The sequence below is a fragment of the Oerskovia sp. USHLN155 genome (assembly GCF_037145535.1).
In the GTDB taxonomy this organism is placed as follows: domain Bacteria; phylum Actinomycetota; class Actinomycetes; order Actinomycetales; family Cellulomonadaceae; genus Oerskovia; species Oerskovia rustica.
In genome coordinates this window covers 1-13,822 of record NZ_JBBCXG010000010.1, presented here as the reverse complement: position 1 = coordinate 13,822, position 13,822 = coordinate 1, and the positions used below count along the sequence as shown (strand labels likewise).

The following is a 13,822-nucleotide window of genomic DNA, read 5'->3' as shown; positions in this document are numbered from 1 at the left end:
CCCCCGATCCTCCACCAGCAGACCAGGAGCACCTCATGGCAGACTTCCCCGCCGACCTGCAGTACACCGCCGAGCACGAGTGGCTCGACGCCTCGACGCCCGCCGTCGTCGGCATCACGAGCACGGCCGCCGAGGCCCTCGGTGACATCGTCTACCTCGAGCTGCCCGAGGTCGGCGCGACCGTCACGGCGGGCGCCGTGATCGGCGAGGTCGAGTCGACCAAGTCGGTCTCCGAGCTCTACTCGCCCGTCACCGGGACCGTGGCCGAGGTCAACCAGGCCGCGATCGACGACCCGTCGCTCGTCAACGCCGAGCCCTTCGCCGGGGGATGGCTCATCAAGGTCGACGTGACCGAGACGGGGCCCGTGCTCACGGCCGACGAGTACAGCGCGCTCGTGGGCGGCTGACCCTCCGCTTCCTCCCTAGGTCCCCCCGAGGGCCGCTCCGCGACGCTGTCGCAGGGCGGCCCTCGGGCGTCTCCGGTTGTCACTCAGCATGCTGTCGCGCCAGACTGTGAGGCGGATCACATTTCTTGTCGCAACGAACGACGGGTGATCCGTGACACATCGGAGAAATCGTCCGTTGTCGCCAGAGCCGCGGTTTTCGGCATCTGACCTGCGTGGATACTGTGCATCACGCCGCGGGGGACCCCGTCGTGAAAGACCGCTGAGATTGAGGGTGAAGAACCGCGTCATGAATCGCAGGTTCGCCCATCTCTCCCAGTAGCAGCACCTCACCGGATCGACCCATGACGCGATGGGAAGACCGGTCAGCACATGGAGGAAGCATGAGCATCATCGAACTGGCCCGGACAGAGTCGCCGGCCGTCCAGCTCGCAGCACCACTCACCCGCCGTGAGCAGGTCGTGCTGTCGAACCTTTCCGAGGACATCACCTTGGAGCAGATCGCCACCAAGCTGTTCGTCACCCGCAACACCGTGAAGTCGCAGGTGCGCAGCCTCTACCGCAAGCTCGGTGTCTCGACGCGCGCCGAGGCCGTCCAGTGGGCCAAGGACGCGGGCATCCGCTGACGTCGGCTCTCGGGGGAGGCCCCGCCCGTTCCGCGGGCGGGAGTGCGGGGTCGGCCAGGTCTCGTGGTGGTCGGCGTGAAACACTGCGCACATGATCTCCCGCCGTCTCGTGGTGGCCGCCGCCGTCGTCGACGACCTCACGAACCCTCGCCTGCTGCTCGCCGCCCGCCGTTCTCGGCCGGTCGAGCTCGCCGGGCGCTGGGAGTTCCCAGGGGGCAAGGTCGATCCGGGCGAGACGCCCCTCGACGGGCTGCACCGCGAGCTCCACGAGGAGCTGGGGGTGCAGGTCGAGCTCGGTGACGAGCTCGTGGGGCCCGACCAAGGCGGCTGGAACATCACGGACCGGCATGTCATGCGGCTGTGGCTCGCCCGCATCGTCGCGGGGGAGCCCGAGCCGCTCGTCGAGCACGACGCGCTCTCCTGGCTGCCGACCGGCGAGTGGGGGAGCGTCGACTGGCTGGACGGCGACGTCCGGATCGTCGACGCGCTCAGCGACTGGGTGGCTCGGGAAGCCGTCTGACCCAGGTCTCGACCTGCCGCCTGCTGCGCAGGCGCACGAGGGTGGGCGGTGCGTCCTGGCGTGCGACCGTGGCCGGGAGGTCGCGCAACGAGTGCCTCGTCGACCACGCCCACCTGACGACGTGCCCCGGGTCCGAGAAGACCGTCCGCAACGGCGGCTCGACGTTCCCGTTCCACAGCACCTCGTGCCGCCACGCGCGCCGTACCGTGCGTGTCACGACCTGACGCATCGTCGTCGCCAGGGGCAGGTCGAGCCATACGACGAGGTCGGCCTCGTCCAGGAGGAGCTGTCGCGCCGCGCGATACTGCCACTCGACGACGAAGCCCTCCTGCCCGACGACGTCGCGCACGTCGTCGAGGAACGTCGCCCGAGGAGTCCATCCCGGGCCGTGGAAGAGCGCGTCGATCTCGGTGTGCGGCAGGCCGAGCCGTGCGGCGACCCGCCGCGCGAGGGTCGTCTTCCCCGACCCCGAGACCCCGGCCACGAGGACGCGGCGAGGACTGTGCCCGAGGTGCGCGACGACGTCGTCCAGGGGGCCGAGAGCGGTGAGCACCCGGGGACCCTACCCGACGGGCCCCACGGCCATCGCCTCGTGCGGGGAGGCTTCGCCGCGCGGTCACGTCCTGGCGCTGGTATCACGGAGGGACGCAGAACGCGGCGCGCGGTGGAGCAGGACCGGGCGCCGCACCCACCTCCGACCGCCCGACCGGGCCTCGTGCACGCACGGCGTCCTCACGCAGAGAGGTGACCCGCATGAGCGACCTCACCGGACTGGGCCCCCCGGCACGACCCACGAGCGTCACCGTCGCGGTCGTGCTGACGTGGATCGCAGCCGTGACCGACGTCGTCAGCAGCGTTGCGCTGTTCCTGCTCGCGGGCGACACCGCAGTGACCGGGGCGCTCGCCGCGACCCGCGCCGAGATCCAGTTCTTCGCGCTCCTGAGCCTCGTGGTCGGGGTCCTCGTCGTGCTCGTCGCGCTCGGCCTCCAGACCCGGGAGAGGTGGGCGCTCATGGCGATCACGGTCGTCATGCTGGTCCGTGTCGGCGTCGGCGTCTACTCGCTGCTGCGCTTCGGTCCGCACCACCTGACGGGGGCCGTGCTGACGATCGTCGTCGCGCTCCTGGTGCTCGCGCTGCTCTGGAACCGGGCGTCCCGGCGGTACTTCAGGGCGTGACCGACGCCCCCGCACGGGACGACGGACGCCCCCGCCCCGTCGAGGGGAGCGGGGGCGTCGTCGAGACCGCGGTCTGGCTTGTTCGTGTGCGGGTCAGCCGTCGGCGGGCTCGCGGGTGGGGGCGCCCTGCGCCGCGGTCTCGTCGGCCGAGACCTGCTGCTCCCCGAGGTGCTTGGGGGCCCAGCCCTTGCTGACCGCGCCGATCATCTGCGGCGGCGTGTGCTTGCGGGTCCAGGCCTTGAAGACCAGGTACATGACGATCACCAGGACGTACCGGACCAAGGCCAGGAGCGACTGGACCGTGGGCTCGCCGCACCCCAGCGTCGCGCTGGTGTCGTTGAGCGAGTGGACGACCATGACGAGCACGATGCCGCCGATCGCGGCAGGCATCCCCTTGCGGCCGTAGAGGTGCCAGGCGCGCCACGCGATCGCGACCGCGATGCCCGTGAAGAGCCAGTGGAACGGCGAGACGCCGAAGATGCGGGCGACCTGGGCGGCGATCACCGATCCGGTGGTCACGGCGGGGGTCTCGCCACCGCAGAAGGCGGGACCTGAGGCCGCGGCCATCTGGTAGGCGTACAGCGTGGTCTCGGCGATCGCGAAGCCGAACCCGGACGCGAGCCCGATCGCGACACCCGCGCGCGGGTTGCGGTAGGTACCGAGCAGGAACAACGCGATCGGGACGAGGAGCTTGGCGGTCTCCTCGGTGAACCCGACGAGTGCCGTCGCGAGCGAGATCCCGCCGATCGAACCGGTGAGGTCGTTGAGGTTCAGGGCGACGAGGAACGTGGCGCCGGCCGAGGCGACCGCGACGGCCGCGACCTGGCGGAGGCCGATCACGTCGCGCAGCGAGAGCTGGCGGTCGACGAAGCCGTAGAACGCCCAGCACACGAGGGCCATGGCCAGGAAGCTCGTGACGGCCATGACGTGCACGTTCTCGGTCGCCTGGTAGGCGGCGATCCCGATCCCGAGGACGACCAGCGCGGCGGCGAGGATCCAGACCCACCGGCCCCAGAACCGGCCTCGGAAGTGGTGGCCGAGGTTCGCCCGCGCGGCACCGTCCGTGACGCGTGCCGTCCAGGCCTGGCCGTCCCAGAGGCGGCTGCGCGTGGACTTCGAGGCGGGGTCGGGGAACCAGCCTGCGGCAGGGGCGTCGGGGCGCTTCGGTGCGAGTCGCCACGCGGCGTAGAAGCCGACGATCAGCAGGACCGCGCCGAGGATGTTGAGCATCATGACTTCAGCCAATCACTAGGTTCCGTCGTCGAGCCTTCGAGCGGCACGACACGCCGACAGCGGCGTGCGGGAGCGCGGTGGGGCCGGGCCGGTCGACGCGACGTCGCCGAGTGTGCAGTTCGGGTCGTCCCCGGCCGCCACGGACGACCCGAACTGCACACTCGGCGTGGGCGTCCGCCGGACCACCACGTGCCCCGGTCGGGGGGACGAACGAGGCCGTCCCTCCCGCGCGCGCGTGTTCGGCATCTGTGCCCTACTAGTGAGCGGCAGGTTTCGACTTTTGATTGACAGGCGATAAAAGTCGCCCTAGATTCCTACCAGATGGTCGAGGAAGACCATCGTTCTCGCAGGTGGATCCACCCTGATCCATGACATACCGAGCATCTCGCCTTCGCGGGAGATCGCTCGTCCCGACGGGGGAGACCCCGGTGTGCTCGGCCGGTGCGACCTCCGGGTCCCACCACCACTCGACGGCGAGGGGAGGACAGCAGCAGCAGCGGCGCGGGCACGAAGACCCGGACGCCGCCCCCGTACAGACAAAAGACCGAGCCACCCGTGTTCCCGCTGTTCCAGCAGCGAGCGGTGGCTCGGCCCGGCGATGAACCCCGATGAGGAGCTGCATCACTGTGAAGTCTATTCCTGAACGAAGGACCGTGAGATCAAGGGTGGTCGCCGCCTCCCTCGCCGGCGTCCTGGCCCTGACCGGCCTCGCGGCCGCGACGGCCCCGGCGACCGCGCACGACGGCGTCGACCACGGCAGCGAGCCAGGCGCAGAGGCCGCGCTCGACTGGTCCAACTACGAGAAGATCCTGCTGACCAAGGACGTCGGCGAGCCGATCGACCTCGCGATCCTGCCCGACGGCAAGATCCTGCACACCGCACGCAACGGGGACGTCCGGCTCACGGACCCCCAGACCGGCGTCACGGCGGTCACCAACAAGGTCCCCGTCTACGCGAACTCCGAGGACGGCCTGCAGGGCATCGCCGTCGACCCGAACTTCGCCGAGAACAACTGGGTCTACCTCGTCTACGCCCCGCTCAGCGGCACCCCCGCGGGCTCGGCACCCAACGCGCTGCCCGCCGGCGCCGACGCGAGCTACTGGGACCAGTGGAAGGGCGTCAACCGCCTCTCCCGCTTCCAGTGGACCGGCAGCGGGCTCGACATGGCCTCCGAGCAGAAGATCCTCGACGTCGAGGTCCAGCGCGGCCAGTGCTGCCACGTCGGCGCCGACATCGACTGGGACGGCGACGGCAACCTCTACCTGTCGACCGGTGACAACACCCCCGCCAGCGCGCCCGGAGCCAACGGCTTCGCTCCCAACAACGACGCTCCCGGGATGAACCCCGGTCTGGACTCGCGTCGCGGCGCCGGCAACACCAACGACCTGCGCGGCAAGATCCTGCGCATCACGGTCCAGGAGGACGGCTCCTACACGATCCCCGAGGGCAACCTCTTCCCGGTCGGTACCGAGAAGACCCGGCCCGAGATCTTCGTGATGGGCGTCCGCAACCCGTTCCGCATCGACGTCGACCCCGAGACGAACAGCCTCTCGTGGGGCGACTACGGACCGGACGCGGCCAACGCCGACCCGAACCGCGGTCCCATGGGCTACGTCGAGTGGAACACCGTGAGCCTCGACGACCCGCACAACGCGGGCTGGCCCTACGTGCACGGGCCCAACGCGGCCTACAACGAGTGGAACTTCGCGACGAGCACGCCCGGGGCGTTCTTCGACCCGGCCGCGCTCAAGAACAACTCGCGGTGGAACACGGGTCTCGTCGACCTGCCGCCGGCCCGTGCGGCGACGCTCTACTACGGCGACCGCCCCGGCGACCAGCCGTGGGACGAGCTCGTGAACTTCGGGGCCGGCAGCGGCCAGGCGCCCATGGGCGCCCCCGTCTACCACTACGACGCCGAGAACCCCTCGACGTCCAAGCTCCCCGAGTACTGGGACAACAAGGCGTTCTTCGGCGAGTTCTCGCAGGACTACCTCGCGGCCTTCACGGTCGACTGGGACTCCTACGAGGTCACGCACATCGAGGACTTCACGCCCAACGCGGAGCTCGCAAAGAACGCGCAGCCGCTCAACGACAACATGATCGACATGGAGTTCGGGCCCGACGGCTCGCTCTACGTGCTCGACTACGGCGACGGGTTCTTCCGCGCCAACCCGGACGCCGGCCTCTACAAGGTGTCCTACGCCGAGGGGAACAAGGCCCCGCAGGCCCGGTTCACCGCGAACCCGACCTCGTCCTCCGAGGCTCCGCTCGCGGTGGCCTTCGACGCGGGCACCTCGAGCGACCCCGACGGCGACGCACTCACCTATCAGTGGGACTTCGACGGCAACGGCTCGTTCGACGCCACGGGCGTCACGGCGAACCACACCTACACGACCCTCGGCCAGTACAACGCCCGGCTGCGCGTGACAGACGCCAAGGGCAAGTTCACGCTGACGTCGAAGGTCATCTCGGTGGGCAACCAGGCGCCGACGGTCACGGTCGACTACCCCGGCGACGGCTCGTTCTTCAGCTGGGGCCAGGCCGTGCCGTTCAAGGTCTCGACGCAGGACGCCGAGGACGGGACCGCGACCGCGTGCAACCGCGTGGCGTGGACCTACGGCCTGGGCCACGACGAGCACGCCCACCCCGAGGTCTCGGGCACGGGCTGCACGGGGGCGTGGAAGACGTCTCCGGACTCGCCGCAGCACGGTGAGGGCGCGCACATCTACGGCGCCGTCGTCGTGTCCTACACCGACAACGGGCACAACGGCCTGCCTGCCGCTCCCGGCGAGGCGACCGTCCAGCTCAACCCGTTCGTCCAGCAGGCCGAGCACGCCAAGAGCAAGGGCGTCGTGGCCTACGAGGACGAGACGGCGGGTGCCGGTCAGGCGATCCGCGGCCTCGGCAACGGTGACCACCTGTCCTACAGCCCGGTGAACTTCGCCGGGATCACGGGCGTCAAGGTCGTCGCCAACGGCGGCGGTCAGCTCCAGCTCCGCTGGGGTGCGGCCGACGCGGCACCGTTCGCGACCGCGCAGATCCCCTCCGGCGCAGGCTGGAAGGAGGTCACGGTGCCGTTCACGAACGCCCCGCAGGGTTCGGGCACGCTCTTCGTGACCTCGGCCAACGAGCTGGCCGTCGACTCGTTCGACTTCCAGGGCGTGGGTGTCGGCGACGTCAAGGCGCCGACCATCACGCACTCGCTCGACCCGGCGGCGCCCACGGGCGTGGGCGGCGTCTACAACAAGGCCGTGCGCATGAACCTCGACGTCAAGGACGACGGTGCGCTCGCGAGCGTGCAGTACTCGACCAACAACGGTCAGACCTGGACGAACGTGGCCGCGGCCGGTGGTGCGTACAGCGTGAACTTCACGACCAACGGTGCGCGCACCCTCCAGTACCGTGCGACCGACACGGGCGGCAACGTCTCGACGGTCGGGTCGGTCTCCTTCACGATCGACCTCGCGGCACCGAACGAGCCCACGGTCTCGTCGGTCACCAAGGTCGCCGTGTCCTCGGCCCGCGTCTCGTACGGGGCTCCGGGCGAGGCCACGGTCACCGTCACGGGCGAGGGCGGTACGCCCACGGGCGACGTCGTCCTCACCTCGGGCGACACCGAGGTCGGTCGCGGGACCCTCGTCGAGGGCGTCGCGACGATCGCGCTCGACCCGTCGCTCGCCGTCGGGACGCACACCCTCAAGGCGAGCTACCAGGCCGACCAGGTCTTCAAGAAGTCCTCGTCGACCGTGCGCCTCACGGTGGCCGCGGCCTCCTCGACCGTCACGGGCTCGGTCTCGCCCAACCCGGTCAAGCCCTCGATCGCCGCCAAGGCGAACATCTCGGTCGAGAGCTCGACGGGTGTCGTCGCCACGGGCGACGTCACGGTGACGGTCAAGCGCAACAACGCCACGGTCGCGACCCGCACCGGGACGCTCGACGCCGAGGGCCACGTCGTCGTGACGCTCCCGAAGCTCCCCGAGGTCGGCACCTACAAGGTCGAGATCGCCTACCAGGGCTCGACCGGCGTCACCAAGAGCGCGACGTCGCTCAACCTCACCGTCCGCAACTAGGCACGTGGTGGCCCGGGGCTCGCGCCCCGGGCCACCGAACCTCACCTCGAAGGAGAGACATGAGTTCACACGAGCACTACCACGAGTCCATCCCGGCTCGGCCGATGAGCCGGCGGAACCTGCTCAAGGCCCTCGCGGCCTCGACGGTCGCCGTGGGCGTCGGCGCGACCCTGGGCCCGACGGCGGCGTCGGCCCTCGGCAGCGTGGCCGCGGCCCCCAGCAGCGGACGCAACCGCCTGGTCCCGGTAAACCGCATCGGCATCCAGCTCTTCACGATCCGCGACAAGGTCAGCTCGCTCGGCTTCCGGGCCGTGTTCGAGGAGCTCGCCGACATCGGCTACTCCGAGGTCGAGTTCGCCGGGTACACGCAGGGCCAGATCGGCGCGATCACCCCCGCGCAGATCCGCCAGCTCCTCGACGACAACGGCCTGCGGGCCGTGGGGTCGCACGTCAACCTCAACCCGAACAACATCGACGCCGAGATCGAGAAGGCGCTGATCCTCGGCATGCCGCACCTCGGCCAGGGTGGCCCGATCAACGGCACCAACACCGTCGCGGCGTGGACGGCCGCGGCGCAGACGTGGAACGCCATGGGGGAGAAGGCCAAGGCGGCGGGCCTCAAGCTCTACGCCCACAACCACGACGGCGAGTTCCGCTTCACGTCCGACGACCCGAGCCGTCGCGTGTACGACCTGCTGTGGGACGAGTTCGACCCGTCGCTCGTCTACTTCGAGATGGACGTCTACTGGGCGCACGTCGGCCAGTACAAGTACCCCGGGTTCGAGCCCATCGAGTACGTCAAGCGCGACCCGCGACGCTTCCCGATGCTGCACCTCAAGGACGGCAAGGCCAACCCGAGCAGCGCCAACGGCTACGACATCATCGAGTTCGGCGCCGGCAGCATCGACTACCAGTCCTTCCTCTCGCAGCTCCGCACGCGCGGCCAGCACTACGGCCTGTACGAGCAGGACAACGCGAGCTCGGTCGCCGAGCCGCCGAACCCCTTGAACTCGCTGGGCAACGCACGACGCAGCTACACCTCCATCTACGGCCTTCGCGGCTGACCCACCGAGATCACAGGAGAATCGACATGAAGTGGAAGGTTTCAGCAGCCGCTGCCGCAGCGTTCGCGCTGCTCGCGGTCGCCGCGCCGTCGGCGCACGCCGCGGTCACGAACTGCACGACCGAGCTCGACGACACGGTCGTCGCGGGCGACCTGGTGGTCCCCGCGGGGGCGACCTGTGTCCTCGGCGGCACCACGGTCCAGGGGTCGATCACGGTCGGTGACGACGCGTGGCTCGACGCGACCGAGGCGGTCATCGAGGGAGACGTCGTCGCGACGGACGCGTACGGCGTCCTGATCGACGGTGCGAGCGTGGGCGGCGACATCAGCTCGTACACCGCGGGGTCCCGCACCGGGTTCCTCTACCTGTACGACCTGCGCGTGGGTGGCAGCGTCGCGACGGGCGGGGTCGACGTCGAGATCTCGGACACCAAGATCACGGGCAACCTCACGACGCAGGCCGCGACCTACGTCGACCTGCTGCGCACGAGCGTGGGCGGCGACGCGACGCTCGGCGACAGCGACTTCGGCGTGAGCGTCGGGGGCGCGGTCGTCGGGGGCAGCCTGTCCGTGACGGGCACCTCTCGCGACGCGCTCGTCGGCGCGAACGCCGACGGGACCGCCGACCAGTGGGGCAACACGGTGGGTGGGGACCTCGTCCTGACCGGCAACACCGCGAACCTCCAGGTCGCGGGCACCACGGTCCACGGGGCCGTGCGTCTCGCGGACAACACCCCGGCGGCGAACTTCGGTCCGGGCAACACCGCGGGCTCGGTCGAGGGCGACCTCACGGGTACGGCCCCCGGCGCGCTCGCGGCGGGCGACCAGTCGGTCGCGGTCGTGATCCCCGAGCCCCGGCCGGGCGAGCTCACGTGGAGCCTCGAGGGCTCGACGGGTCTCGTCGACCTGGGCGTGGCCGAGGAGCAGGGCGACCACTTCGCGGCCTCGGGCGACCTGGTGCCGGTCCGTGTCACGGACACCCGCATCAACGCCCCGGCCTGGTCGGTCTCGGCGCAGGTCGGCGACTTCGTCGCGGGCGGCGAGACGGTGTCCGGCAAGTACCTCGGGTGGACGCCCGAGCTCCTGGAGAACGACGGCGGAGCGGTCGCGGGTGCGGCCGTCGCCTCGGGCTTCGTCGAGGGTGACGGCCTGTCCGTCGCCCGCACCCTGGGCAGCGCGGAGGCCGGGCACGCCCGCGGCTCCGCGGTCATCGGGGCGGAGCTCGACCTCAAGCTCCCGCTCTCGGTGAACGAGGGGACCTACAACGCGACGATGACGCTGACCGCGCTCAGCTAGTCACGCCGTGACCGTGGTGCCGGCCGGCCCGTCCCTCCACAGGCCGGCCGGCACCACCGCTGGACAGCCCGTCCGACCGGCCCCGAGGGCCGCCGGACGGGACGAACGACCCGGCCTTCCCGGCCGGACCTCACGAAAGCAGGCACGACCATGGCGATGCAGCAGCTCTTCCTCCGGCCCGAGCGGGACACCGACGGGCGGTCCGAGCTGACCAACGTGCGCGCGCACCAGCGGGAGAACGGCCACAGCCACGCCCTGTGGATCCTCGCGGTCCTCGCGGTGACCCTCGTGGTGGGCCTGCTCGTCTCGCTGCTTGCCCCGGGGGCGTCCGCCCTGGCCGTCGCCTCGCGGTCCGCTGCGCTCCCGCACGCGGTGAGCGCCGCCGTCGGGCCGGAGGATCCTGCGGCGGGCGCCGACGCCGAGGCGCCGGCGGAACCTGTCGCTACACCGGTCACCTGGGGCGTGCGGCCCGCCGACACCGTGCACGGCACCGAGCGCCCCAACTACGCCTACTCCCTGGAGCCGGGTGCGAGCCTGGACGACGGGATCATCGTCTCGAACTACACGCAGGGCCCACTGACGTTCCGTGTCTACGCGGCCGACGGGTTCATGACGGACGCGGGCGAGCTCGACCTGCTGCCCGCGGGCGAGGAGTCCTCCGCGCTCGGCGCGTGGGTGTCCTTCGCGGGCGAGGAGGTCACGGTCGACGGTGGCGACAGCGTGGTCGTCCCGTTCACCCTGACCGTCCCGGCCGACGCGACGCCGGGCGACTACGCGGCGGGCGTCGTGTCCTCGCTGCTGGTCGAGAACGCCGAGGGCGTGAGCGTCGACCGCCGCCTGGGCTCGCGCATGCACCTGCGCGTCGCGGGCGACCTGGTCCCGGCCGTCGTGCTCGACGACGTCTCGGTCACCTACGACGGCACGCTCAACCCCTTCGCGGCGGGCGACGCGACCGTGACGTTCACCGTCACGAACGACGGCAACACGCGCCTGGCCGCCGGTCAGGTCGTGCGGGTCGCGGGGCCGTGGGGGGCCGGCGCGCAGAGCACCCCGCGCGTCGAGCTCCCCGAGCTGCTCCCGGGGACGTCCGTGACGCGCACCGTGACGGTCGACGGCGTGTGGCCGCTCGGCCGGGTCTCGGCGGACGTGCGGGTGACCGCGGAGGTCGTCACCGCGATCGGCGCGACGGACGCGGAGGCCGTCCCGGTCGTGGCCCCCGCGACGGCCTCGGCGTCGACGCTCGCGGTGCCGTGGACCGCGCTGGCGCTGCTCGTCCTGGTCGTCGGTGCGGTCGTCCTGTGGCGGCGCGCTGCCCGACGGCGCCGCGCCCGCGACGAGCGCAAGGTCGCCGAGGCCGTGGCCCAGGCCCTCAAGGAGCGCGACGAGCAGCCTGTCGGCTGACGCGCCCGGAACGGCCCGACACCCCCGGCCGACCTGACGCACCCCCGACCGGGATCAGGAGAACAACGGGTCGAGCCGGTTGGCGACCGTCGAGAGCGCCGACCCGATCGCCATGTGCATGTCGAGGTACTGGTAGGTGCCCAGGCGACCGCCGAAGAAGACCTCGGGCTCGCCCTCGGCCAGGCGACGGTAGGCCGCGAGCCGTTCGCGGTCGGCCGCGGTGCTGACCGGGTAGTAGGGCTCGTCGGTCCGCTCGGCGAAGCGGGAGAACTCCCGCATGATGACGGTCCTGTCGGTCGGGTAGTCGCGCTCCGGGTGGAAGTGCCGGAACTCGTGGATCCGGGTGTACGGCACGTCGGCGTCCGGGTAGTTCATGACGGAGGTGCCCTGGAAGTCGCCCACGGGCAGGACCTCCTGCTCGAAGTCGAGCGTCCGCCACGAGAGCTCGCCCTCGGAGTGGTCGAAGTAGCGGTCCACAGGCCCTGTGTACACGACCGGGACGTGGCCGACGACAGCCTGCTTGTTCACGGGCTGCGAGGCGTCGAAGAAGTCGGTGTCGAGCTGCACGGTGATGTTCGGGTGGTCGGCCATGCGTTCGAGCCACGCCGTGTACCCGTCGACGGGAAGGCCTTCGTGGGTGTCGGCGAAGTAGCGGTTGTCGTACGTGTACCGGACCGGGAGGCGGGAGATGATCGACGCCGGCAGGTCCCGGGGGTCCGTCTGCCACTGCTTGGCCGTGTAGTCGCGGACGAACGCCTCGTAGAGCGGGCGCCCGATGAGGCTCACGCCCTGCTCGTCCAGGTTCTGCGGGGTCCTCCCACCGAGCTCGGCCGCCTGCTCGCGGATCAGGGCGCGCGCGGCGTCGGGACCCAGGGCGCTGCGGAAGAACTGGTTGATGGTCCCCAGGTTGATCGGCAGGGGGTACACCTCGCCGCGGTGCGTGCTGTAGACGCGGTGCACGTACGAGGTGAACCGCGTGAACCGGTTGACGTACTCCCACACGCGCTCGTTCGAGGTGTGGAAGAGGTGCGCCCCGTACTGGTGCACCTCGATCCCCGTCTCGGGCTCGGTCGCGCTGTACGCGTTCCCCCCGATGTGCGACCGGCGGTCGATCACGAGGACCTTGAGCCCACGCTGCGTCGCGAGGCGCTCCGCCACGGTCAGGCCGAAGAAGCCTGCTCCCACCACCACGAGATCCGTCATCATGCTCCCAGCTGAACCGGCCGTCACGTCGCTCGACGCACCTGCGTCGAGGGGCGTCCGTGCGGCCCGGGAACCTCACCGGGAGTCTCGGGATCGAGGTCACGGGCGCCGACGAGCTCGAAGGACTGCAGCATATAGCGCCCCGCTGGGCGTCCGGCCGGCAGCGCCTGCACGGACGTCGCGCCCGTTGCGGGCGCGGTCCATGGGGGCCGCGGGGCGACAGATCATGCGCCCTGATCGACAGGTTGTGCACGGCGGGCCGGAGGTGCGCCGCGGGAGTGCTTGACTGCCGACGACGCCACTCCCGGACGGGAGGCGGCGCCGCAGTACTCACGACCCCCACGACGAGGACGACCGCCGCACCTGCGGCCGGGTGTCCGGATCGGGTGCACGGACGACACGTCGTCCGTGCACCCTGTCACCGAGGAGCACGACGGAGCACCCGAACGGCAAGGAGGCCGATGACGATCGAGACGTTCCCGTCCCCGCGGTCCCGGCACCCCTCCACGCTGCTCGGTACCCCTTCATTCTGAGAGCGAGTGTGTGTGATGTTCCGACGGATTGGTCAGGCGTGGTCGGGGTTTTCTGAGCGGCGTCCGGGGACGGCGCAGTTCTTGTTGTTCTTCTTGTTGAGCAATGGTGTGACGGTGCTGCAGCTGGCGTTGATGCCGGCGTTCAAGGCGGCGTTCGGGATGACGGGGTTGGTGGACACGAGTTTTCAGGTGTTGCCGGTGGGGTCGAATCCTGATGGTTCGCCGTTCTTCGTGTTCGACTACGCGGCGGGGGGCCTGCCTGAGGGTGGGGGCGGGTTGGCGTACTTCTTGGCGGTG

General features: G+C 70.7%; 11 protein-coding genes and 1 pseudogene. 9 read left to right on the top strand and 3 right to left on the bottom strand.

Annotated features, from left to right (window positions below; genetic code table 11):
- Nucleotides 1–35 precede the first annotated feature (35 nt).
- The 3 genes from gcvH (at nt 36) to WFH32_RS14820 (ending at nt 1,550) form a co-directional block, all read left to right on the top strand.
- Nucleotides 36–407, top strand: coding sequence for a glycine cleavage system protein GcvH (gene gcvH, locus WFH32_RS14830; RefSeq protein WP_138826959.1), 372 nt, complete (start codon nt 36–38; stop codon nt 405–407).
- Nucleotides 408–787: 380 nt separating this feature from the next.
- Nucleotides 788–1,030: a LuxR C-terminal-related transcriptional regulator gene (locus WFH32_RS14825; protein WP_138826958.1), complete on the top strand. Its 243-nt coding sequence runs from the start codon at nt 788–790 to the stop codon at nt 1,028–1,030.
- Nucleotides 1,031–1,121: 91 nt separating this feature from the next.
- Entirely contained in the window at nt 1,122–1,550 is a 429-nt protein-coding gene (locus WFH32_RS14820; RefSeq protein ID WP_336708102.1) for a (deoxy)nucleoside triphosphate pyrophosphohydrolase, read from the top strand.
- Here the strand turns inward: WFH32_RS14820 and WFH32_RS14815 are convergent.
- On the bottom strand, nt 1,519–2,103 hold the full coding sequence (locus tag WFH32_RS14815; protein ID WP_318244204.1) for an AAA family ATPase: 585 nt from the start codon (nt 2,101–2,103) through the stop codon (nt 1,519–1,521). The two genes, WFH32_RS14820 and WFH32_RS14815, sit on opposite strands and share 32 nt — an antisense overlap.
- 200 nt (nt 2,104–2,303) lie before the next feature.
- On the opposite strand from WFH32_RS14815, the gene WFH32_RS14810 reads away from it, so the two are divergent.
- Nucleotides 2,304–2,726: a hypothetical protein gene (locus tag WFH32_RS14810; protein ID WP_191797132.1), complete on the top strand. Its 423-nt coding sequence runs from the start codon at nt 2,304–2,306 to the stop codon at nt 2,724–2,726.
- A gap of 93 nt (nt 2,727–2,819) precedes the next feature.
- Here the strand turns inward: WFH32_RS14810 and WFH32_RS14805 are convergent, their stop codons facing one another.
- Complete coding sequence (locus tag WFH32_RS14805) at nt 2,820–3,959, bottom strand: PrsW family glutamic-type intramembrane protease (RefSeq protein WP_336708099.1); 1,140 nt, start codon at nt 3,957–3,959, stop codon at nt 2,820–2,822.
- Between the two features lie 653 nt (nt 3,960–4,612).
- On the opposite strand from WFH32_RS14805, the gene WFH32_RS14800 reads away from it, so the two are divergent.
- The 4 genes from WFH32_RS14800 (at nt 4,613) to WFH32_RS14785 (ending at nt 11,789) form a co-directional block, all read left to right on the top strand.
- On the top strand, nt 4,613–8,029 hold the full coding sequence (locus WFH32_RS14800; protein WP_336708097.1) for a PQQ-dependent sugar dehydrogenase: 3,417 nt from the start codon (nt 4,613–4,615) through the stop codon (nt 8,027–8,029).
- A 59-nt stretch (nt 8,030–8,088) separates the two neighbouring features.
- The gene (locus tag WFH32_RS14795; RefSeq protein WP_225228508.1) at nt 8,089–9,093 is read left to right on the top strand and encodes a TIM barrel protein; all 1,005 of its coding nucleotides are present in this window, start codon (nt 8,089–8,091) and stop codon (nt 9,091–9,093) included.
- A 26-nt stretch (nt 9,094–9,119) separates the two neighbouring features.
- Nucleotides 9,120–10,388: a hypothetical protein gene (locus WFH32_RS14790; RefSeq protein WP_191798426.1), complete on the top strand. Its 1,269-nt coding sequence runs from the start codon at nt 9,120–9,122 to the stop codon at nt 10,386–10,388.
- Nucleotides 10,389–10,538: 150 nt separating this feature from the next.
- Entirely contained in the window at nt 10,539–11,789 is a 1,251-nt protein-coding gene (locus tag WFH32_RS14785) for a hypothetical protein (protein ID WP_191798428.1), read from the top strand.
- A 54-nt stretch (nt 11,790–11,843) separates the two neighbouring features.
- Here WFH32_RS14785 and glf read toward each other — a convergent pair whose 3' ends face one another.
- Nucleotides 11,844–12,995 carry a UDP-galactopyranose mutase gene (glf, locus tag WFH32_RS14780; protein ID WP_336708095.1) on the bottom strand — a complete coding sequence of 384 codons (1,152 nt, stop codon included), beginning with the start codon at nt 12,993–12,995 and terminating at the stop codon, nt 11,844–11,846.
- Nucleotides 12,996–13,540: 545 nt separating this feature from the next.
- On the opposite strand from glf, the pseudogene WFH32_RS14775 reads away from it, so the two are divergent.
- Nucleotides 13,541–13,822, top strand: a pseudogene (locus WFH32_RS14775) (hypothetical protein); the annotation flags it as partial.